19 protein-coding genes are annotated in these 21,805 nt (G+C 39.0%); 6 read left to right on the plus strand and 13 right to left on the minus strand.

Going from position 1 to position 21,805, the window contains the following annotated elements; all coding sequences use genetic code 11:
• Window positions 1-12 precede the first annotated feature (12 nt).
• The 3 genes from IGK85_RS16000 to IGK85_RS16010 all read right to left on the minus strand — a co-directional run bounded on the left by IGK85_RS16000 (window position 13) and on the right by IGK85_RS16010 (window position 3,956).
• On the minus strand, window positions 13-897 hold the full coding sequence (locus IGK85_RS16000; protein ID WP_008381795.1) for a carbohydrate ABC transporter permease: 885 nt from the start codon (window positions 895-897) through the stop codon (window positions 13-15).
• Between the two features lie 15 nt (window positions 898-912).
• Window positions 913-1,905 (minus strand): ABC transporter permease, encoded by a 993-nt coding sequence (locus IGK85_RS16005; RefSeq protein ID WP_008381793.1) that lies wholly within the window; start codon window positions 1,903-1,905, stop codon window positions 913-915.
• A gap of 863 nt (window positions 1,906-2,768) precedes the next feature.
• Entirely contained in the window at window positions 2,769-3,956 is a 1,188-nt protein-coding gene (locus tag IGK85_RS16010) for an MFS transporter (protein ID WP_008381789.1), read from the minus strand.
• A gap of 209 nt (window positions 3,957-4,165) precedes the next feature.
• Here IGK85_RS16010 and IGK85_RS16015 point away from each other — a divergent pair, with 209 nt between their 5' ends.
• On the plus strand, window positions 4,166-5,014 hold the full coding sequence (locus tag IGK85_RS16015; RefSeq protein ID WP_008381788.1) for a helix-turn-helix transcriptional regulator: 849 nt from the start codon (window positions 4,166-4,168) through the stop codon (window positions 5,012-5,014).
• 146 nt (window positions 5,015-5,160) lie between these two features.
• Here the strand turns inward: IGK85_RS16015 and IGK85_RS16020 are convergent, their stop codons facing one another.
• The 4 genes from IGK85_RS16020 to IGK85_RS16035 are packed head-to-tail and all read right to left on the minus strand — an operon-like array spanning window position 5,161 to window position 11,216.
• On the minus strand, window positions 5,161-5,976 hold the full coding sequence (locus IGK85_RS16020; RefSeq protein WP_008381786.1) for a carbohydrate ABC transporter permease: 816 nt from the start codon (window positions 5,974-5,976) through the stop codon (window positions 5,161-5,163).
• A complete protein-coding gene (locus IGK85_RS16025; RefSeq protein ID WP_008381784.1) occupies window positions 5,973-6,854 on the minus strand; it encodes a carbohydrate ABC transporter permease in 882 nt (293 codons plus the stop codon). Before IGK85_RS16025 ends, IGK85_RS16020 begins: the two co-directional genes overlap by 4 nt.
• A gap of 22 nt (window positions 6,855-6,876) precedes the next feature.
• The gene (locus IGK85_RS16030; RefSeq protein ID WP_008381782.1) at window positions 6,877-8,172 is read right to left on the minus strand and encodes an ABC transporter substrate-binding protein; all 1,296 of its coding nucleotides are present in this window, start codon (window positions 8,170-8,172) and stop codon (window positions 6,877-6,879) included.
• On the minus strand, window positions 8,169-11,216 hold the full coding sequence (locus IGK85_RS16035) for a glycoside hydrolase family 2 (protein ID WP_008381780.1): 3,048 nt from the start codon (window positions 11,214-11,216) through the stop codon (window positions 8,169-8,171). Before IGK85_RS16035 ends, IGK85_RS16030 begins: the two co-directional genes overlap by 4 nt.
• Before the next feature lie 253 nt (window positions 11,217-11,469).
• On the opposite strand from IGK85_RS16035, the gene IGK85_RS16040 reads away from it, so the two are divergent.
• Together IGK85_RS16040 and IGK85_RS16045 are read left to right on the plus strand one after the other, a co-directional pair.
• Window positions 11,470-11,688: a helix-turn-helix domain-containing protein gene (locus IGK85_RS16040; RefSeq protein ID WP_008381778.1), complete on the plus strand. Its 219-nt coding sequence runs from the start codon at window positions 11,470-11,472 to the stop codon at window positions 11,686-11,688.
• Between the two features lie 77 nt (window positions 11,689-11,765).
• On the plus strand, window positions 11,766-11,990 hold the full coding sequence (locus tag IGK85_RS16045; protein ID WP_008381776.1) for a helix-turn-helix domain-containing protein: 225 nt from the start codon (window positions 11,766-11,768) through the stop codon (window positions 11,988-11,990).
• Between the two features lie 921 nt (window positions 11,991-12,911).
• Here IGK85_RS16045 and IGK85_RS16050 read toward each other — a convergent pair.
• The 5 genes from IGK85_RS16050 to rplM all read right to left on the minus strand — a co-directional run bounded on the left by IGK85_RS16050 (window position 12,912) and on the right by rplM (window position 17,375).
• Window positions 12,912-13,763 (minus strand): DNA adenine methylase, encoded by an 852-nt coding sequence (locus IGK85_RS16050; RefSeq protein WP_008381774.1) that lies wholly within the window; start codon window positions 13,761-13,763, stop codon window positions 12,912-12,914.
• A gap of 25 nt (window positions 13,764-13,788) precedes the next feature.
• Window positions 13,789-15,609: a hypothetical protein gene (locus tag IGK85_RS16055; protein ID WP_008381772.1), complete on the minus strand. Its 1,821-nt coding sequence runs from the start codon at window positions 15,607-15,609 to the stop codon at window positions 13,789-13,791.
• Window positions 15,610-15,675: 66 nt separating this feature from the next.
• Complete coding sequence (locus tag IGK85_RS16060; RefSeq protein WP_008381769.1) at window positions 15,676-15,987, minus strand: helix-turn-helix domain-containing protein; 312 nt, start codon at window positions 15,985-15,987, stop codon at window positions 15,676-15,678.
• A gap of 533 nt (window positions 15,988-16,520) precedes the next feature.
• Entirely contained in the window at window positions 16,521-16,913 is a 393-nt protein-coding gene (rpsI, locus tag IGK85_RS16065; protein WP_003128901.1) for a 30S ribosomal protein S9, read from the minus strand.
• A 15-nt stretch (window positions 16,914-16,928) separates the two neighbouring features.
• Window positions 16,929-17,375 (minus strand): 50S ribosomal protein L13, encoded by a 447-nt coding sequence (rplM, locus tag IGK85_RS16070; RefSeq protein ID WP_301280258.1) that lies wholly within the window; start codon window positions 17,373-17,375, stop codon window positions 16,929-16,931.
• A 406-nt stretch (window positions 17,376-17,781) separates the two neighbouring features.
• On the opposite strand from rplM, the gene IGK85_RS16075 reads away from it, so the two are divergent.
• Both IGK85_RS16075 and argH read left to right on the plus strand, forming a co-directional pair.
• On the plus strand, window positions 17,782-18,996 hold the full coding sequence (locus IGK85_RS16075) for an argininosuccinate synthase (protein ID WP_005230386.1): 1,215 nt from the start codon (window positions 17,782-17,784) through the stop codon (window positions 18,994-18,996).
• A gap of 53 nt (window positions 18,997-19,049) precedes the next feature.
• Entirely contained in the window at window positions 19,050-20,429 is a 1,380-nt protein-coding gene (gene argH / locus IGK85_RS16080) for an argininosuccinate lyase (RefSeq protein ID WP_008381761.1), read from the plus strand.
• A gap of 40 nt (window positions 20,430-20,469) precedes the next feature.
• Here argH and IGK85_RS16085 read toward each other — a convergent pair whose 3' ends face one another.
• The gene (locus IGK85_RS16085) at window positions 20,470-20,958 is read right to left on the minus strand and encodes a Dps family protein (RefSeq protein WP_005230382.1); all 489 of its coding nucleotides are present in this window, start codon (window positions 20,956-20,958) and stop codon (window positions 20,470-20,472) included.
• Between the two features lie 125 nt (window positions 20,959-21,083).
• On the opposite strand from IGK85_RS16085, the gene IGK85_RS16090 reads away from it, so the two are divergent.
• Window positions 21,084-21,755, plus strand: coding sequence for a prepilin peptidase (locus IGK85_RS16090; protein WP_008381757.1), 672 nt, complete (start codon window positions 21,084-21,086; stop codon window positions 21,753-21,755).
• The last annotated feature ends 50 nt before the right edge of the window (window positions 21,756-21,805 follow it).

Below are 21,805 nucleotides of genomic sequence, written 5' to 3' on the forward strand. Positions count from 1 at the left end.
AGTGAACAATACTTATCCTTTAACAGAACCAACTAAAACACCTTTATCAAAATATTTTTGGAAGAAAGGATACATTATGATTAATGGCAGACTAGAAATGACGATCGTTGCGTATTTAATCAACTCAGCAATTTGTTTCATCTCTGCCATGGCTGTATTGGCTCCCACCATGTCTTGTGAGGGTTGGTTTTGGATCAAAATATTTCTTAATACAAGTTGCAACGGCTGTAAGTCGGGATCTTTGATATAGATCATGGCGTCAAAGTATGAATTCCATTGTCCAACAAAGGCATATAGAAACAACACGAACATAATTGGTTTAGCTAATGGAAGCATGACTTTGAACAGTATTTGCAAGTCATTGGCCCCATCGATAGTAGCAGCTTCAGAAAGTTCTTTTGGCAAAGCACTAAAATAGGTACGCGCTAAGATAATATTCCACACATTTATAGCACCTGGTACGATAATCGCCCATACACTATCTAACATGCCCAAGTTCTTTACCAATAAATAGGTAGGTATCAAGCCGCCACCAACGAACATTGTAATGACAAAAAAAGTCATAATAATCTTTTTCCCAGCCAAGTTAGGTCGAGACAAAGGATACGCAGTGATCATCGTAATAAATACAGTCAATAAGCTGAAGCTAAAAGAGTAAAACAACGAATTTATAAAACCGCGTAAAATGGAGTCATCTGCAAGTACCCGCTGATATCCTTGTATTGTCCAATCTTTCGGATTGAAGCTTATACCTTTATTGATCAAAGTAGCTGGGTCCATAAAAGAAGCTACCAGTACATAAATCAGCGGAACAATGGTGATGACGACTAAAAAAGTTACAATCACTCGATTCAGCCATAAGATTTGACGGTCGATTTTTGATAAAGCACTATTCATAATTTTCTCCTTTCGTTACAAGCCTTGACCATCGTTTAGCCGCTTGGTTATATTGTTGACAATCAGTAATAAAACGACATTAATAATCATATTGAACAGACCAACAGCAGCAGAGTAGGCATAATCACCTGATTGCAAGCCGACTTTGTATACATAAGTGGAAATGATTTCTGAGGCAGGGATGTTCATTGAAGTTTGCATCAAGTAGGCTTTTTCATATCCTACATTCATAATACCGCCGGCGGCCAAGATGAAGCTGATCACCATCACAGGCCTCAATGCAGGCAAATCGATATGCCAAATCTTTTGTAAAATATTAGCCCCATCGATATTTGCTGCCTCATATAAATCGGTACTGACTCCCGCCAGTGTCGCGGTGTAAAGAATGGATGACCAGCCGATTCCTTGCCAAATTCCCGATAAAATATAAATCGTTCTGAAATAAGCTGGATTAGACATGAACATAATTGGTTGCCCCGTAACCTTTTCTACTAACCCATTAATAGGTCCATTTGCGGATAGGAACAAAAACAGCATCCCCACGATAATAACTACTGAGATAAAATTCGGCGCATATAGAATCAACTGGATTTTCTGTTTTATTTTTTTATTGATAATTTGATTCAAGCTCAGTGCTAAAATAATTGGTGGAAAAAAACCTAACAATAAACCATAAATGCTAATTTTTAATGTGTTGCTCAGCAAAAGCGTAAAATTTGGTGAACTGATAAATTCCCTAAAGTGATCTAGTCCTACCCAAGGACTTTCCAAAATTCCTAGCATAGGATTATAGTCTTTAAATGCAATCACAGCACCGTACATTGGCACATACTTAAAGATAAACGTCATGATGATACCTGGTAAGAGCAACAAGTACATCCACTTATCACGCCGCAATTGTTTCTTTAATTTTTCCCACTTCGAGATATTTTTGTTATCCCGTTGTACCGCCCTTATCTCACCACCTGGTCCCAATGTCTTTTCCAATTCAATCTCCTCCCAATACATTTTAGAAACGTTTCCATTTTTGTTTAAAAAAATTTAAATTTAACGAAGATGCTTTTTTGGAAACGTTCCCACTATTTTCGTTTATAGATTACCATAGCCATTTTTTTAAGTCAATATTTTTTTGTAATTATTCTTTCACCCACACTAAGCTTCCTTCAATTCATTTATGGTTTACGAAAATTGTTAAAAATTAAGGATCTCGATTATTTCATTAATCCTATTTTTCTCTACTTTTCTTGCATTCTTCTTTTATGAGTTTACTTATCACAACTTGCATTCCCTAATCTCTTTTCTACCGATCATTCACTGTTTAACCGTTCCAATCGGAAGATTATCTGGTTAATTATTTAAAAATAGCTCGGATTCACATTTATTTTTTGCTTTTTAACTAACTAAAAGCGAAAAGATAAGAGTTAGATATGTAAATGTATATAAGGTTAGGAGCTGTTAGATGAGCTTTTTAGGGGAATCTTGGAAAACTAAAGATTTTCAAAAAAATTGTGAATTTACTCCAAATCAATACAAAGCTTTTCTTTCAAGTAATCAAGTTTTATATAGAGATGCTTGCACTTTCCTCCTATAGCAGCCCCATACTTAGTCAATCTCAACATTCAGCTACGAAATGCTTTTGCATATGAATGATCTGTGATCAGCTACTGATCAAATCTACAATAATCATTGTATTCTCGATGTAAGAGCGTTTAGATCACCACACAAAAAGCTAGTCAGGGACTATTCCTAACTAGCCGTAATTACTTTTTCATCTTCCTGTGTGTACCATTATCTAAGCTAACCGTTAAAGCTAGTTTTATCTTATAGAACTTAGTAAAAAAGAGTTTCTTTTGACTACTATCTTCTTACTTTTAACTAACTTTAAGCTTCCCTGCAATCAGCCCCACTAGAAGCAATAAACTGCCGGAAAGAAAAAACACCCACCGTACATCAAAAACATCTGCCACCTGTCCCATCAACAAGGTGAATAAAGCAAGAACACCGGAATTTAAGATGCCTGAGGCAGCGTAGATGGCAACCAATCGATCGGCTGCTACTTTTTGTTGGATTAATGAGGCTTGTGGGATATTTTTGATCTGGGAAAAGAGCCCGATTAAAACGGATAATCCTAGAATCAAAAAGCGATCGCCTGATAGGGCAACGGCAACAGTGCTCAGTCCGCCTAAAATAGCGCCCATTACAATCGCTGTTCGTTTGTTTTTATCAAACCGCTCGGAAAAACGCATCACCAACGCACTTCCTAGCAACGCGCCAACAAAATAAGTGGCGTTGATATAGCCCCACCAAGCATCAGGTGCCTGCATCACTTCTCGGACGAATACTAACACAATCGCGGAAACCCAGGCTGTATTGGCGATACTTTCCAGCATGTCCATGCCAACGATCACCCGAACCAGAGGATCTTTCATAATCCAGCGCCAACCGATAAACAACTGGTGCGCTAATGGCTGCTTTTCGTTTTTTTCTCGAGTCGTTCTAGGCAAAAACGCTAATACTATCGAGGCGCTTAGAAACAGAAAGCTGTCTAATAAAACCAACTGATGAACAGAAAATACCAGCAGCAAGGAGGTTCCGATCGCCCAGCTGCCGATGTTGACTGTTTGAAGCATCGAATTGAATATTCCATTGGCTTTGACGAGGCGATGCTTTTCCACATATTTCGGGATCAAGGCACGGCTAATTGGTTCTGAACAGCCGTCCAAAAACGAAATCAATGCGACAAGGCAATATAAAACCAATAGATTCATCGTTTCAGCTTTCAGATAGAGATACGCGGTCATAAAAAAGAGTAAGGTTGTTTTGCACATCTGGCTGACCTTCAGCACTTGTTCTAAGCGAAAATAACTCGTGATGACAGGTGAGAGAAAGCCGGAAATGACACCGCCTCCTGTTACTAGCACCGGGACAAGCGCCGCTGCCAAAGCAGAGTCTGTCCAGCTAAAAATAGAACTGATAATTGCCACAATATAAATGGTATCCCCGACATTCGCCACTGTTTGGCCAATGATCAATTGGGTAAATCCCTGATTCTTCTTCATTTGTTTTCCACCTTTACTTAGAAATAACGATTGCTCGTTTTTCTAGTTATTGATCGCCATTTGCTAAGTAAAGGATTTTATTTTGTCTGATTCATTTGCGGGGCCTCCTCTATCTGGTGTTGCCTAGCTGTCTAATAGTTCTACTATACCAGATTGACGAGCAAAATTATCTTATGTACACTATAATCACATTGATCTAGGAGGCGCCTATGAATAAGTTAGGAACCACGTATCGTAAAATCAGAAAAAGCCGTGGCATCACGCAAGCGCAAGTTTGTAAAGACCTGCTTTCAAGAACCACCTTATCTAAATTTGAGAATGAAAAATTAACGCCCTCTGTTACCCTTTTTATCGAACTTTTAGCACGAATTGATTGCGGTTTTGATGAATTTTTTTTCATCGCCCAAGGATACCGTTTAAATGAAAAACAACAAATCTTGCATCAATTATTCTCTTTGTTTTCCAACCAGGATCTAAAAGCATTGCTTGCTTTGAAAGAGCAATGTTTACTTTTCCAAAAAACATCTGTCAGTAAAACCATTGACTTATTGGTGTATGTAATCGACTCTCTCTCAGTGCTCTCAACGAATGCAGAAAAAGAAATTCCTTGCCTGCCCAAAGTTCTTTTGACGGTTCCCTGGGATGCGCTTCAGGCTTATTCCGACTGGACCCTTGATGATATCAAGCTGATCAATTGCCTTTTATACCTCTTTCCAATTGAAACCGCCCACGTCATTGCCCGCCAATTGATCCAACAGCTAAAAAAATACGAAGCACTAGAAAATACTGTGCCTTTACAGTGTGCGATTCATTTGAATGTCGCCTTGCTTTATCTGCAAGAACAGCAACACCCAGAGGCGAAAGAAGCCGCGGATCAAGCCCTGCTATTGGCAAAAAAGAGCAAGCGCTATGATTACTATTCGTTAGCCACTGCTCGAAAAAGTTTTGCGATCGGAGATTCGGATTTATTTGCCCAAGCAAGACAGATGGCATCGTTATTTAAGGATAAATGGACTTGTGAGTTGATTGAGAAGGAAGGACGACAGTTTTTGGGTTGATGGCAGGTTGATTGGAGGATTACGATGCTTATAGCGAATATCGTTAGAAATAATCCGATATAAATCAGAATGACTCAATAACAAAAGACAGATGACTATATCAATTAGTCTTCTGTCTTTTATTCTTCCTATCTCTCTAAACGTCCCTACTTCACCGATCCCAACATCCCAGCCACAAAATACTTTTGTAGTGAGAAGAAGACCACCATTGTTGGCAGAGTTGCGATCACGATTGCTAACATCATTAAGCCATAATCTGGATTATTGGCGGCGCCGATGGCAGAAATCATTAGGGGAAAGGTTTGCTTTTCTGGTGATTGAAGGGTGATCAACGGCCACAGGTAGCTGTTCCAACTGTTGATGAAGGTAATGATGGCAGCGGCCGCATAAGTTGTTTTCATGGTTGGCATGTATATTCGGAAAAACAAGCCTAGCTCCGAAAGGCCATCCATTCGCCCTGCTTCAAGCAGTGATTTGGAAAACATTTTTGTGTTTTGTCTGAAAAAGAAGATCAGAAAGGCGGTCGATAATGTTGGCAAAATGACTGAAGCTACTGTATCGAGTCCAATAAAAGGAATCGTCGTTGAAAAGCTGCCGAACATTCGAAACAGCGGAATCATGGTGGCGGCAAAAGGCAACATCATCGACAAGAGCAAAATATTAAAAAGCATATTTTTTAATCGACTTTGATAGATCTCAAATCCGTAGCCTGCCAACGAAGCGATCGTCACGGATAATATCGTCTGTAACAACGCAATTCTTGCACTATTAAAGAATACTTGTTTCAGGTCATAGGTTGCGACTAGGTTACGCCAGTTTTCTAGCAAATGGGTACTTGGCAATAGTTTGCCTTGCATGATATTTACGGTAGGATTGGTGATACTCACTAACATGAAATAAAAGGGAAAGGCAAACAGAATGGTAAAAACACCCAAAAATACATACGTGCCTACTTTTTTCATTTTTCCTCTCCTCCGATCTTAAATTGGATCATGGAAAAGAAGATGACCATGACGACAATGGCATAGGAAACTGCAGAGGCGTAGCCAAAATCTGGTGTATAGCGAAAGGAGAGATTATAAATATATTGGGAAATCGTCGATGTGGCGTTTCCTGGTCCACCTTGGGTCAAGTTCATCGGTTCATCAAATAACTGTAGTGTGCCAATCGTTGATGTCACGGCTGAAAACAAAATGACTGGCTTCAGCAAAGGGACGGTGATTTTAAAAAACTGTTTGGTCGGAGAAGCCCCATCGATTCTAGCAGCTTCATAAATTGCTGGGTCAATGTTTTGCAAAGCCGATAAAAAGAAAATCATATTGTAGCCGGTCCAGCGCCAAGTGATGGCTAAAATGATAATGACTTTTGCCCAAAAGGGACTGGAGAAAAAGGCGATTGGCTCAGAGACAATCGACAGTCTCACTAAAAGGGCGTTCACCACGCCATTTGTTGCAAACAGTGATTTAAAGACCATGGAGTATGCGACTAATGAAGTCACTGCTGGCAAAAAAATGATCGTCCGAAATAGGCCTTTCAGCTTTAGGGTTTTCTGATTGAGCTGGACGGAAAAGAACATGGCCAACAAGACCATGACAGGCACTTGAAAGCCCAAAAAGATCAAGGTATTTTTCGTGGCTGTCAAAAAGGTTTGATCCGAAAACAGCCGCCGATAATTCGCGAGTCCGCTAAAGGTCAGCCCGTTACCGCTTCCTGATTGCAAGGATAATAGAAACGCTTGGATCATTGGATAAAAAGAGAAAAAGAAGATTAAGAGTGTCGGGATAGCAATAAACAGCCACCCCGTGATCACTCCTTTTTTATAAAATAATTTATTTTTCATCGTACATGCCCCTCAGTCCGTGTTAATTCAATTGATTGTCAGCAATCATTTGCGTATTTTTTAAGACTTCGTCCAAATCTGCTCCATTGACATAGTCCAAAAAGCCTTGATTCATGATGTCTTCCAACGCATATGTGTTTTTCCCAAAGTTTACCGAAGGAATTTCATTTGCCCAGTTCATGAAATCTTGATAGATAGCCTGATCGTCAAAGAAAGGATCTGGTGCATGATACGCATCTCCTTGTGAAGCAGGAACGTAGGAACCGATTGCTCCAACGGTTTGAATCAGCTCTTCGTAAAAGGCGATATTTTTGCCGAATACGTCAGCAATATAGCTCAGGGCTTCTTCTTTCCCATCGATATCTAACACATAAATTGACGAGCCTCCGAGATTGGTTGCATTGACTGAACCTTCGATCAATTCTTGCTTGGGCACTGGAACGACTGCCCAATCGCCACTTTGACTTTCTTCTGCTTTCACCGATGGAGTGATCCAGTTGCCTTGTAAAACGCCCGCTACTTCGCCGCTGTTAAAACCTGCTAGCATTTGGTCCCAGCCATTATGCGTTGTCATTACTCCTGAATCAAGCAGCATTTTCAAATCTTCAAGTCCTTGTTTCAAAGAAGGATTGCCGTCAATAAACGGCGTTTCACCATCCTCTGCGGTATACCAATAACCACTGGAATGCATCATCATTCGCAAATGTCCTAGATCATTCATATCGATGGACAGCAATGGTTTGCCAGTTGCTTCTTTCACACGGATCCCCAACTCGTTAAAGGTTTGCCAAGTGATATTGGTGAAATCTGACAGCTCCAAGCCCGCTTCTTCAATGATCGATTTTCGCAAGTAAACGCCCGCTACTCCTGAATCAAACGGCATCCCATATTGCTCGCCATCGATCGAAGATACTTCGATTTTGTAATCCATAAAGTCGTCAACATTTATATACTCAGTCAATGGAACGAAATACTCTGGAAACACTTCTAAAAAATTACGAGCGCGAAAATCTTCAATCAAGACGATATTAGGCAATCCTTGGGTACTGCCTGAACTAAAGATGGTATTCATTTTTTGTACGCTGTCTTGTTGGGAAATCTCAGTGACATTGATTTTGAAATCAGGGTTTTCTTCTTGATGATATGATTCCGCCAACTCAAAGGCTGCGATATTGAATTTGGGGTCCCACGCCCAGATGGTGATTTCCTCTGCGCCGTTTTGTTCGCCCCCCTCACGCTCTGGCGTATCGCTGCCATTCCCACAAGCAGCTAAGCCTCCTAGTCCTATCATTGCCATACATAAAGCTATTTTTTTCATTGTTTTGCTCCTTCCACTTCTTTTTGATAGTTCATCTGAAAATCAAAGGCAAATGCCTGATTTTGCAATAAATACTTCCGTAAAATACCGGGACCACAACTAGCACTTCCTAATCCTTGCACCCCATAGTCAATGTTGAGGGCAACTGCGTCGCTGGTTTCTAATTGATTGGTATGAGTCGCTTGTTCCAAATTGTTCTGGGTGTAGTGATGCACACTAAAATTCAGCGATTTGTTGGAAATAGTCAGTCCCGCTCCAGAAGGCTTAGACAAACGGAAGAATTTGGTCTTCATGCGGTTGCCATTTTCTTGCGGCCGCACATACGGCGTGTGCATCTCTGGAACGGTTCTTTCCCACCAATCGAAAAACCCGCTTTGGCAACTATCAGGATAGGTTTCATGCGGCCCAAGTCCCAGCCACTGCACGTTCTGATGTTCTTTATCAATCATCAGCTGCACACCGATTCGCGGTAGGGTTTTCGGTCCATTGCCAAACGGGGTTCCTTGGACTGCTACACGGATGTCGCCTGCCAATGAAAGACGATACGTAAAGAACAAGTCAATTCCCCAGTCGAGGGAAATAGGCATGCTGTTGCGGCGAATCTCGACTTTTATTTCATCTGGGCGCTGTTCATAGGTAAACGCGAGCACACGCTCCTTTAAATGGCGAATGCGAAACGCTTCCCATTCCTTGGCGATGCTTGCCGAACCAAACTCTTCACTGCCTAACAAGTCGTTGTCAGTCGGTGCCCGCCAAAAGTTCATTTCGAGCGGTTCAGTAAGCAAGGCTTGCCCTTCGATGAGCCACTGGCTCAAGGTACCTGTTTTCTTATGAAAAATATAGGTCTGCTCAGCCAAAGTAATCCTCAGTTCATCGGCCGTTTCTGAATAGTGAAAGGCATCCGCTTTGGGTATTTGTAAGCTTTTTATTGGTTGATCAATGATGGCTTGTTCCCAAGCAACTGCGTGTTCTAAAGAAAAATCTGGCGCACTTTCTTCAAAGAAAAACAGCGTGACCACTGCCTGTGCTCTTCCTGCTAAGCTCAGCGTAGCTTCTTCTGGTAGGGAAATGGTTGTTTCTTCTTGAGGTGGAAGGTCGATTCTTGGCAGCTCTTGTAAGAAAATCATCTGATCGTCTTCTTTGATTTGCAGGACTGGCTGTAAAGACGCTAAATTTCGAAAGTCGAAACGATTAGTGATGTGACAGGTCTGTTCTGAGAGCTGGAAGGTGATTTTGACAGGCTGAATCACCTTCTTATACTCGAACAATGCTGGCGATGGCGTACGATCTGGAAATAGCAATCCATCAATCACAAAGTTGCCATCATGGATTTCCTCTGCAAAATCACCGCCATACTTGTAGTAAGTCTCACCAGAAACGCGATCTATACTCTTGATGCCATGGTCGATCCACTCCCAAATAAAGCCGCCTTGCAACCGGGGATAGCGATAAAACAATTCCAGATAATCACTCAATCCACCAGGGCCATTGCCCATCGCATGACCATATTCACATAAAATATGCGGTTGTGTTAAGGAACGTTCCCCCTGTTCTGCCATTTCTCCAACAGATGTATACATAGTCGAAACGACATCAGATGCTTGGCACGCTTGCCATTCTCCCAAGGCTTTCAAATGCCGTGCTTCTCCTTCATAATGAACCAGACGACTGGGATCTAATTCCTTGATCAGCTGCGCCATCTTCAAATGGTTTTCCCCAAAGCCAGACTCATTTCCTAATGACCAGAAAATGATCGAAGGATGGTTTCTATTTTTTTCGACCATTCTTTTTGCTCGGTCTAAATACGTCGGTAACCATTCCTCACTACTACTCAGTTCATTGATCCTTTGGGTGATATCCATCCCATGGGTTTCAATGTCTGCTTCGTCAATGACGTACAGCCCATAACGATCACACAGGTGATAAAACTTTGTGTCTGCTGGGTAATGAGAACACCGTACAGCATTGATATTGAATGCTTTCATCATCTGCACATCTTGTTCCATCGTCTCAACCGTCAGACTTCTACCAGACTCACAATGCCACTCATGGCGATTGACACCCTTTAGTACCACTCGTTTTCCATTGATTTGAAAAATACCGTCAACTATGGAAATCTGTCTAAAGCCGACTAGAAACGGAATGACCTCCAACAGTTCCTCACCTTGATACTGTTTCACCAACAGATGGTATAGATATGGTTCTTCTGCGTTCCAAGGAATTATCTCTTCAATGGTTGCGGAAATCGTCCAATCCGCTTTTGCTTCTCCTTGGCGTTTCTCAGCTTTATTTAAAACGGTTACATTTTCTTGATCTAGCAGTTCGATTTCTATCGTACGTTCTAACTGCTCTGGCGGTGCTTGCTGAAAGAAAAGCGAAACTTCCAAGATGCCATCTTTATATTGATTGCATAAATCTGCTTGGATCGTTACATTTTGAATCGACTGCGGCTTACGGGAAAACAAGTAGACTTCTCTAAAAATTCCGCCAAGCCACCACATATCTTGATCCTCGACATAGCTCATCGCGCTCCATTGCTTCACTTTCACACTAAGCACATTTTTGCCCTTTTGAAGATACGGTGTGATATCAAACTCCGAAACCAAGCGACTGCCGGTACTATAGCCGACATATTGATCATTGACATGCACCTCAAACACCGATTCGACACCTTCAAAGTGAAGCACGTACTCAAGATCAATGTCCTCCACAATAAATGCTTTTCGATAAAAGGCAGTTGGGTTCTCCATCGCAACAAATGGCGGATCAATCGGAAAAGGATACTGGACATTCGTATAGATCGGTTTTCCATGCCCTTGAAACTGCCAATGAGCAGGTACCTCGATTTTTTGTTCATATACAACTTGATTTTCAGTCTCACCCAAATAAAAGTCCCATAGACCATTTAATGACTGATACCCAAAAGATGCCTGTGGATCTCCTTGCATAACTGCTGCGACCGTTTCATAGCTAAAAAAACTGGTTCGAGGCGACAAGCGGTTTTCATGTAGTATTGCTGGATTGAATATTTTTTCTTGGAACATAGCTTCCTCCTGATGTGTTTCGTCCTGTCTGTAACAACCAAGTGACTTCTCCTCTATATGGTCCCCTCTTTAAAGATGGCAATTACATAGAGATAAATTAGTTTCTGCTTTTCAAGTACTCCCTCCTTTCATTTCCTATGTAAGTTGCTAAATGTATTGATGTTTAACAGAAAATCCAAAACAATTATGCGTTTAACGCATAATATACCGTAGCACAAAATTACTCACCTAAAATAAGGTTGAGGTGATTTTTATGTATCATAGAATTCGTGACTTACGCGAAGATAAAGACTTGAATCAAGAACAACTTGCTAAACTACTGAATATCAGCCAAACAACTTACTCCCGCTATGAGTCAGGAAAATTAGACATTCCTACCCAATCTCTGATCAAACTTGCAGTTTTTTATTCTACTAGCGTCGATTACTTGCTTAATTTAACAGACCATCAAAAGCCTTATCCTCGTAACTAACAACATAATATGCGCAAAACGCATAAAAGTCAATATGCGATAAGAGCATAATTCAGAATAGTATCGAGGTGACGTGAATGTTTCAGCGAATCCGCGATCTGCGGGAAGACAACAATTTAACCCAACACCAAATTGCTACTCTTTTAAATATTTCACAGTCCACGTATTCTCGGTACGAGAACGGTGAACTGGATATCCCTATTCAAATGTTGATAAAGTTAGCAAATTATTATGATACTAGTATTGATTATTTAGTAAATATGACTGATGTCAGAACTACTTATAAAACCAGTGAGCATTGATAACACAATTTCACGGTAATAACACTTTTAAATGATTATAAGAAATGAGTAGACGCTCATTAAGCCAATTTTTCCTCTACGATTTTCTGTTTGTATTAATGACGGGATGAGGATTTGTCTTAAATTACTAAATAAGTTTAAAACAACAATATGACAATAGTGAGCACATCAACGAATTGCTAAAGCTTTGAATATAGATGATATCCGCGATATTTTGACGATTGAATATAAATAAGAAGTTTTCATAAATATTAAAACATGATTATCGCATTTTTTAGTTAGTTTATTATGTTAAAAGATGATAAAGCTAGATTGTATTAAACATCGGATATCACTTAATTTCCCATCAGAATTGCCCATCAATCCCATAGAGAATAGTGTAACAAACACCAAATGGTACTTTTATAGATACCAATTGGTGTTTGTTACAATATTTGTTTTCTTTATAAGCAACGTCTTTATTCACTATTATTTATCACTTTAGTTATTCAGTGCGTCACTGCCTCTAATCCTTATAATTGGTTCCTGGGCTTCTTAGACGAATATAACGCATGAGATAAATACACATACAAGATCAGTTATATTAATGACAGACAATAATACATCTCCATCAGAAAAATTTAGATCATGAATTTACATTAAGTTAGGTTTTATTTTTAAGTAAGTTGAAAACTATCTCGGAGGTATATCTAACTTTTTTGACCTTGAAAAAAAGTGCCTAAAAACTGAAGCTATCTGATAGAATCTGTATATAAATTATATTTTGAAAAACTGTGGATATTTAAGAGCTTTCCGAAATATTATTTGCAATACTTAGATCCTTATAAACTTTAAATCCTTTTAGTGTTAGCAGTTAGAGAGTAACTTACATTTAAAGACTGATTAAATTTCATACAATTAGAAATCAACGTTATAATTTTTTTATTTAATAACTAAATAATCTTCTATTTCCGCTGATGATAAACTATCTGACAAGAAGATATACTCTGATCCTTTCTTAGAACTTCCAGCACTGTAATTCAATTGATAAGTAAAATATTCAAAATCAGAATATATTTTCCGGATATCATCATGGACATCATATGTCAATATCCATCTTTGGTTTTTCATATACCTACTGATAGTATTGCTTAACTCAACATGATCTGGAAATTCATAAAAATTGGTATATAAATCTTTTCCCTTGATAAAATAGGGTGGATCAAAAAAGGTTAATGATTTCTTTGTTTTTACGATATTTCTCTTTATAAACTCAATAGCATCCAGATTATAAAGCTTTATGCTATTTTTATACCTAGAGATTAGTCTAATCTTTTCCTTTAGAATAACTGAATTAAAACGACAATTCATTTTATAATCCCCAGTTTGTTTTTTTCCACCAATTGGTCCCGCATTAATAATTCCCGATCTATTTGTTCTATTTAGATAAAATGTCGAGAAACCTAACTCAAGTAAATCCGCAGTTTCTTTATTCTTTTGAACTATTCTTTGTCTTTCCCATTCGTCCATAGTAAAAACTACATTTTCTATTTTCTCAATAAATGAATCTGTATAGTTTATTATTGAATACCACATTGCATAGATCGAACGATCGTAATCATTAATCATAATTTTTTTCACATCGTTGTTAAATAACAATTTCAATGCAACCGCAGCTCCACCACAATAGGGCTCAATGTAAGTTTCTACTCCATTCTTTTTTATCAAATGTTTAACGTAGCTATAAGTTTTATTCTTCCCTCCGGGATATCTCAAAGGACTATAATTATTCATGAAAACATCTCCATATCAAAGTTACTTACTTATTTAATTCTAAAAATAATTTATCAAGATAGATCTTATAGGATTTAAAAATTGTCTCAATAGAAATTGAACTAATATTTGATTTATAATCATGTATTTGACCATTTAGAGTTTCCAAATCGTTCCCATTTGAAAATGATTTTTTCTCTTCTTTATTAATTATCTTTTTATTATATAAATCTGTCGAGATGTTGCTAATATATGTTGTAAGAGTACTAGGTGTATTTTGACCAGATCTATACTTGTCCCAATAAGCTTTTGAAGAATATTCAACTAGTATTCTAATCAAGAAAGATAGCATAACGAAATTATCACTATTTTTTGATATATCCTTATTTTCACTTAAGCATTTTAATACAGAAACAATGTTTGCGTACTCCTCTTTAGAAGATAACAAAGCCACAGAATCATCAAACCATTTATTAGAAAACAAATCATTATGCTCTTTTGTTTGTTTTCTTTTTCTTGGTATCTTTAAAAAAAGAGAAAATGATTTTTCAACATCAAAAAATTCAACTTTTATTTTATATCTACCATTTTCTGATAAATCCATTATTCGAGTTCCTTTTATTGCGATATTATTATCTTCTGCCTTGAAAATAACACTTTTAAATATAGAACTATTTTTGGAAATATGATTACTATTCTCATCTAAGATATCAATGTTTTGTAATAAATCATAGTCTAAACTCTCAACCTCTATGCTTTGTTTGGATATAAACATTTTGTATTTTCTTTCAACATCCTCTTGTCCGTCTGACGACTTGTCAGAATCTGGATTTCTACCATTCTGAGGTTTCTTTTCTTTTTCATCTTCGTTTGTATTTTGACCAGATTTTTTTTGATAAGACTCATCCTCGTCTGTTTCTGACACTTTATCTGTTCCAGGTGTTGCTACTTTACGAGATTCTTTTGTTTGAAAATAGCTTTGGATAAGATCACTCAATCCAGGTATTACTACATCTTCTTCTAATATGTTTTCCCACATATTTTGTGTACCAAATGTCCTCGTATTTAAAGTTTTATTTATCCAAGTTGCTTCCCCTAATGATTTTAGTATTGCTTTAAATTCATCTTCTTTTCCTTCTTTACTTTTTAAAAAGAAATCCTCATCTTCTAGTAATCCCAAAGTTTCTTTGATTCTTTGCTGTACTCTTGATGTAAGAACATCGCTGTCTAAATGAGATAAATACCCCAACTGGGGATAATTAATTTTTGTCTCATCATAAATTATAGATAGAAATCTATGCCTTCTTAAAGCATTTTTTATTTTTGTTTGTGTTTCAGGAGTTACTTTTTCTATTGCTTTTAAAGCACTTTTGCTAGAAATGCCATTATTTCTATATTGAGTATATAAGTTGTCATAAAATACTCTTTTATCAGTGGGATTCCATGCTTTTATTCCGTCAATATGTTTAGCTGTAATTTTAAATCTTGCTTCGTCCTCCTCTTTTTCATCTACAATATCACAAGCGACAAAAAAATCTTTAACATTTAATTTTTCAATTTTCTTTCTATCAGCACTACTAAAACGATTTGTCTCATTAAATATTATTTTCAAAGCCGCAATTCTTCTATTTCCTTCCAAGGCAATATATTTAGTTCTCTCCTTTTTCGAAGATTCAAGAACAATTACTCTCTCTCCTAGTGAGATATATCCATTTCTAATTATTTGAAGTGCTAAAGTTTTAATATCTTCATACTCATAAAGATAATCAATAACCTCTTTTTCATTTTTAAAATTGAAAAGAGAGAATCTAGGATTTTTCATATCTAATGCAATATCTCTTGGATCTAGTAAAATCGATTTAACCATACATAACTCCTCTTTCGTATATTCTTTAAGTAATATAAATAATGATTTGTTTAAAAACTCACAAAATTATTTTTTATCTACAATTGCGTTTGCTTGCTCGATCAGAGCTACAAATTGTAAAACACTTTCCATTTGCTTCTCTGACAAGCCCCCCATTTTAAAAGATAATTCATCAGATATTCCAAGTAAATAATCTGAAGATGTGTCTAATACCTCACAGATTCTTACAAGTGTTTCGATTGAAGGGTGTGACAATCCTTGTTCATACGCAGATACAGTTCCTTTACTAACATTTAATCTGTGTGCTAACTGTTGTTGTGTAAGACGCTTTAACTTGCGAATCGCTTTCAACTTTTCTCCAAAGAAATCTATAGACATAAACTCCCACCTTCTTATTTAAGAATACCAAAAGTAAATATAAGTATTGCCTATACTTAATACAATTAAATTACATAAAAAAAAGAAAATTAATAGAATTACGTATACAATATGATATTAAATCTGATCTTTTTTAGTGATTGATTAGTAATGTCGACTATATAAAACAAAAAATATATATGCTATTTAATGAAATCTTACTAACAGAACTTTAATGTTACGCAAGACTAAAACAAACAAGTTTAGGGTTATCTTAAAATAGTCCCAAAATAATATGTATACTGATCGAAAAGAAGTAATATTCTTTCATCATAAATAAAGTAATATAGTCTACAAATTTATCACTCAGAATTTCACACTTTATATAGTCAGTCTGAGTAGTCCATACATTACGCCTGATTTTCAACATAATTTTACTAAATATTTTGTGATTTCGCTCTGACAAAAAAATTTCAAACTCTTTTCCAAGATCCTAAATAAAAAGCACCTCTCGAAAAATCGAAAAGTGCTTAAAATCATTGGTATACCAACGATTAACGTTTTGAAAACTGTGAAGCTTTACGAGCTTTCTTAAGACCTGGTTTTTTACGTTCAACCATACGTGCGTCACGAGTAAGTAAGCCAGCACGTTTAAGAGCTAAACGGAAATCAGGATCAACTTGTAACAATGCGCGTGCGATACCGTGACGGATTGCACCTGATTGTCCAGCGTATCCACCACCATTTACGTTTACAAAAACATCGTATGAACCTTTAGTTTCTGTAACGCCGAATGGTTGGTTGATTACTTCACGCAAGTCTGCGTGTGGGATGTATTCTTCAACATCTTTTTTGTTAACAGTAATTTTACCAGTACCTGGTACTAAACGTACGCGGGCTACTGCATTTTTACGACGGCCAGTGCCGATATATTGAGCTTGTGCCAATGAAATTCCCTCCTATTAGATTAAGTTTGTGATGTCCAATACTTCTGGTTGTTGTGCAGCATGTGGGTGTTCAGCGCCAGCATAAACATGAAGTTTCATTCCTTGTTTACGGCCTAAAGTGTTTTTAGGAAGCATGCCTTTTACAGAAGTTTCGATCAAACGACGAGAATTTTTAGCACGTAATTCTCCAGCAGAGACTGATTTCAATCCTCCTGGGAAGTTTGAGTGACGGTAATAAATTTTATCGCTTGCTTTGTTACCTGTTAATTTGATTTTTTCTGCATTAATGACGATTACGAAATCGCCTGTATCCACATGAGGTGTGAATGTTGGTTTATTTTTACCACGTAAGACAGATGCTACTACTGCTGAAAGACGACCCATAGGAACATCTGTTGCATCTACTACGTACCATTTACGTTCTACTTCGCCTGGTTTGGCCATATATGTTGTACGCACAATTTTTTCCTCCAATTCAATTTCACGAATGTTTGACATACACTTGAGTTTCCGGGGCTCTTGTGGGGCAAACAATACCATATAACATAATACCTTCTATAAAGCCTAATGTCAACGTAATTCCGCCTCTTTTTGAAAATTTTCTCCATTCATTTTCTGCCATTTTCTCTGAAAAACGAAACTTGTTGTTGCAGACTTCTCAAACTGAATACAAAAATGAATATTATGTATAAACTTTCATTAACGAAGTGAGCATCCACTTCTTTTCCTCAATCACCGATAATAGTATAAAAACCTGATAATCACCACTTTTATGTATAAATATTTAATTTTACCCTTGATTTATTATTTTTATTCTGATAAGATAGCTTCAATCACTTGAAAACACGCGGAAAAGGAGTTAATAAGTATGAAAGAAAAAGTAATATTGGCCTATTCTGGAGGATTAGATACCTCCGTTTCAATTAAATGGTTAACGGACCAAGGATATGATGTGGTGGCTTGCTGCCTAGATATCGGTGAAGGTCGCGACACCCAATCCATTAAAGACAAAGCGTTGGCAGTTGGCGCGATTGAATCTTATGCCATCGATGCCCGCGAAGAATTCGCCCAAGATTTTGCTTTGATCGCTTTACAAGGCAATACTTTTTATGAAAATTCTTATCCTCTTGTTTCCGCTTTGTCTCGTCCATTGATCGCCAAGAAATTGGTGGAGTTGGCATTAGCAACTGGCGCAACGACCGTCGCCCACGGCTGTACTGGTAAAGGCAACGACCAAGTTCGGTTTGAAGTGGCGATCGCTGCTTTAGCGCCTCACTTGAAAGTCATCGCACCAGTTCGGGAATGGAAATGGTCCCGGGAAGAAGAGATTGCCTATGCGGCTGAAAAAGGAGTGCCGATTCCCGCTGATTTGGACAATCCGTATTCTATCGATCAAAACTTGTGGGGACGTGCCTGTGAGTGTGGCGTCTTAGAAGATCCTTGGGCAACGCCGCCAAAAGGGGCCTACGCCATCACGCAAGAATTAGAAGATACTCCTGACGTACCAACGATCGTTGAGATCACCTTTGATCAAGGGGTACCGACCGCCATTGATGGCGAAACGATGAATCTAGCAGAATTGATCATGAAACTGAACCGGGTGGCTGGCGAGCATGGCGTTGGTCGGATCGACCATATCGAAAATCGTCTGGTGGGAATCAAATCACGGGAAGTTTATGAATGTCCAGGAGCGATCGCTTTGATGACGGCTCATAAAGAATTGGAAGATTTGGTCTTTGTTCGGGAATTGGCGCATTTCAAACCAATCATCGAGCAGCAATTAGCGCAAGTCATCTATGATGGTCTTTGGTTCAATCCATTGACGGAAGCCTTGATTACCTTCCTGAAAAGCACGCAAGTCTATGTCAACGGGATCGTGCGTTTGAAATTGTTCAAAGGCAACGTCATTTGTGAAGGACGGAAATCTGAAAACAGCCTGTACGATGAAAACTTAGCAACGTATACGTCTGCAGATACCTTTGATCAGCATGCGGCCATCGGCTTCATCAAATTATGGGGACTGCCAAGCAAAGTGCACGCTGAGATCCAAGCACAACAGCAACTAACAGAAACATTGATTTAAGTATGCACGGCTGAAGCTGCCGCTTCAGCCGTAATCTTTTTTGAGGTGAGAATATGGCAAAATTATGGGGCGGACGTTTCGATGGGAAAAACGAAGCATGGATCGATGCTTTTGGGGCTTCCATCACGTTTGATCAAAAGTTAGCAAAACAAGACATTCTTGGCAGTTTGGCACATGTCAAAATGCTGGTCCATACGGGCATCATCAGTCAAACCGATGGCGAAGCGATCATTGGCGGCTTGACCACGATTCAGCAGCAATTAGCCGCTGGCGAGTTGACCTTCACGATTGAAAATGAGGACATCCATTTAAACATCGAGACATTCTTGCATGAATTGATTGGACCAGTGGCAGGCAAATTGCATACTGCCCGTAGTCGTAATGACCAAGTGGCGACCGATATGCATTTGTATTTGAAAGAAGTCGTGCAAGACGTGATCACTTTGATCGCTGAGTTGCGAGAAGCGCTGGTTTTACAAGCCGAAGCCAACATCTACACCATCATGCCTGGTTATACCCATCTGCAACATGCACAGCCGATTTCTTTTGCCCATCACCTCTTAGCCTATTACAGTATGCTGACGCGTGACCAAGAGCGTTTCAGTGAGAGTTTGAGTCGCATCGATGTGATGCCTTTAGGCAGTGCCGCTTTAGCAGGAACTACCTTCCCTATCGATCGTGATTTCACCGCTCAAGAGTTAGGGTTTAGCAATATTTACAGCAACAGCCTAGATGCGGTCAGCGATCGTGATTTTATCTTGGAATTTTTAAGCAACGCCTCTTTATTGATGATGCATCTGTCTCGTTTTTGTGAAGAGCTGATTCTTTGGTGCAGCCACGAGTACCAATTCGTGGAACTGACCGATACCTTCTCCACCGGCAGCTCCATCATGCCTCAAAAGAAAAACCCTGACATGGCGGAGCTGATCCGTGGAAAAACAGGACGTGTCTATGGGAACCTCTTTGGTCTTTTGACGGTCATGAAGGGTTTGCCGCTGGCGTACAACAAAGATTTCCAAGAAGACAAAGAAGGCATGTTTGACAGTGCCGAAACCATCACGAAAAGCTTGCAGATCATGACGGGCATGATCGCAACGATGAAGGTCAATCAAGCACGGATGCAAGAATCCACTGAAAAGGATTTTTCCAACGCAACAGAATTAGCGGATTACTTAGCCGGCAAAGGTGTGCCTTTCAGACAAGCCCATGAGATCGTCGGCAAGCTCGTCAGTGAGTGTTTGAGCAACGGCATCTATCTGCAAGATGTTTCCTTGGAAGACTACCAAGCGATCCATCCTGCCATCGACAGCGATATTTTTGAAAAACTTGACTCCTATACCGCCGTCAAAAATCGTCATTCTTATGGCGGCACCGGTTTTGATCAAGTGGCACAGCAAATTGAAGCCGCCAAAGGGTTATTAGCAAGCAAGTAAAAAACCAGCGAAGAAAATTCTTCGCTGGTTTTTTTGTTGATTAATGACGTACGCGAGATTTCGCTGGATCGATCAATGGCGCTTCGCCTAAGTGCGCTTGGATCATCCAAATACGTTTTTCGATGGCTGTTTTGAAGCCGATGAAGATATCTTGGGTTGGGTCGTCGCCTTCTTCACCAGATACTTCGATCCCTTTTTGGTATAAGTCCGCTAAGTAACGGTAGCCTTCCACCAATGTAGCTAAGCGTTCTGGAATCGTGCGGTCCCAGTTGCCGACTTCATCAGGGATTTGAGTGTGTTCTGCCATTTCACGCAAAGTTGAATATGGTGAACCGTCTAATGTAATCAAGCGTTCAGAAACTTCATCCAATTGCTCATTTAGATCATCCATGAATTCGTCCATCATTGGATGCAATGTCAAAAAGCCAGGTCCACGCATGTACCAGTGTGTTTGGTGAACGACCATAGCCATTTGGCTTAAATCAGCAACAAGTTGGTTTAATACTTCTTTTGTTTGTTCAAATTTCATAACGATTCCTCCTCTAAATTATCTATTTTAAGGATAATACGAAACAAATAAAAAGTACAACAAAATCATCTATTTGAGAAAATTTCTCACTCTCTTACGTATTTCTTTATAAGGGGGTACGAAAAATGACGATTTTCGTGTTTTTTTTAGGCGCTTTACTCGGCTTCTTTTGGCTTTTGCTCTTACATACCCTGTTTTGGAATCCACTAAAAAGTGATTCTCGTTCTCATTACCAGAAGGTGAACAAAGTTTCGGGTAACCATTGGTTTTTTCGCCTTCCTACAAGATGGCTTTTACCCCTGCTTTATTGGGCCATCGTCTGCTTGTGCTATGGCGGACTTTGCGGGGTTGCCTTTCATGATTCAGAAAGCTTCCTGACTTTTGTCTGGCTGACCAGTGCCTTTTTACTCAGCTTGACCGACTTGATAGACTATAGCGTCTACCCACAACTGCTGTACCCCGCCCACCTACTGCTAGCGCTGGCACAGCTTAGAAGCGGCGCTTCTTTTCAATGGCTGTCTTTAGGCTTGCTGGTTCCACTGGTCTTTTTTGTCTGGCAGGAAAAAATGGGCGGTGGCGATCTCTTAGTGCTGGCAGGTTGGAGCATTTGGCTAGCGCCAACGACCCTTTTAACCCTCTTACTGGTAGCCAGCAGTCTTGGTCTCCTCGCTTTTTTTAGCTATCAAGGCATCTGGAAGAAACGATTGGCGCAGTTGCCCTTCGTTCCCTTCTTGAGTCTTGGTTTGCTGATTGTTCGCTTCCTAGCGTTTCATACTTTTGACGCTTTTTTTCTTTGAAGTGAAGAAAAATAGGGCAGGAAAAAGCGGGACAAGTTGGCCTCATCCCG

Origin of the sequence: Enterococcus sp. AZ015 (genome assembly GCF_050499225.1) — a bacterium.
Lineage (GTDB): Bacteria > Bacillota > Bacilli > Lactobacillales > Enterococcaceae > Enterococcus_D > Enterococcus_D entomosocium.

Coding starts and splice junctions, on each gene's coding strand:
- IGK85_RS16085 (WP_005230382.1), bottom strand. CDS start 20,958: ATGAAATTTGAACAAACAAAAGAAGTATTAAACCAACTTGTTGCTGAT.
- IGK85_RS16005 (WP_008381793.1), bottom strand. CDS start 1,905: ATGTATTGGGAGGAGATTGAATTGGAAAAGACATTGGGACCAGGTGGT.
- IGK85_RS16075 (WP_005230386.1), top strand. CDS start 17,782: ATGAAAGAAAAAGTAATATTGGCCTATTCTGGAGGATTAGATACCTCC.
- argH (WP_008381761.1), top strand. CDS start 19,050: ATGGCAAAATTATGGGGCGGACGTTTCGATGGGAAAAACGAAGCATGG.
- IGK85_RS16045 (WP_008381776.1), top strand. CDS start 11,766: ATGTTTCAGCGAATCCGCGATCTGCGGGAAGACAACAATTTAACCCAA.
- IGK85_RS16015 (WP_008381788.1), top strand. CDS start 4,166: ATGAATAAGTTAGGAACCACGTATCGTAAAATCAGAAAAAGCCGTGGC.
- IGK85_RS16030 (WP_008381782.1), bottom strand. CDS start 8,172: ATGAAAAAAATAGCTTTATGTATGGCAATGATAGGACTAGGAGGCTTA.
- IGK85_RS16050 (WP_008381774.1), bottom strand. CDS start 13,763: ATGAATAATTATAGTCCTTTGAGATATCCCGGAGGGAAGAATAAAACT.
- IGK85_RS16000 (WP_008381795.1), bottom strand. CDS start 897: ATGAATAGTGCTTTATCAAAAATCGACCGTCAAATCTTATGGCTGAAT.
- IGK85_RS16060 (WP_008381769.1), bottom strand. CDS start 15,987: ATGTCTATAGATTTCTTTGGAGAAAAGTTGAAAGCGATTCGCAAGTTA.
- IGK85_RS16025 (WP_008381784.1), bottom strand. CDS start 6,854: ATGAAAAATAAATTATTTTATAAAAAAGGAGTGATCACGGGGTGGCTG.
- IGK85_RS16010 (WP_008381789.1), bottom strand. CDS start 3,956: ATGAAGAAGAATCAGGGATTTACCCAATTGATCATTGGCCAAACAGTG.
- IGK85_RS16040 (WP_008381778.1), top strand. CDS start 11,470: ATGTATCATAGAATTCGTGACTTACGCGAAGATAAAGACTTGAATCAA.
- IGK85_RS16055 (WP_008381772.1), bottom strand. CDS start 15,609: ATGGTTAAATCGATTTTACTAGATCCAAGAGATATTGCATTAGATATG.
- IGK85_RS16020 (WP_008381786.1), bottom strand. CDS start 5,976: ATGAAAAAAGTAGGCACGTATGTATTTTTGGGTGTTTTTACCATTCTG.
- IGK85_RS16035 (WP_008381780.1), bottom strand. CDS start 11,216: ATGTTCCAAGAAAAAATATTCAATCCAGCAATACTACATGAAAACCGC.
- IGK85_RS16090 (WP_008381757.1), top strand. CDS start 21,084: ATGACGATTTTCGTGTTTTTTTTAGGCGCTTTACTCGGCTTCTTTTGG.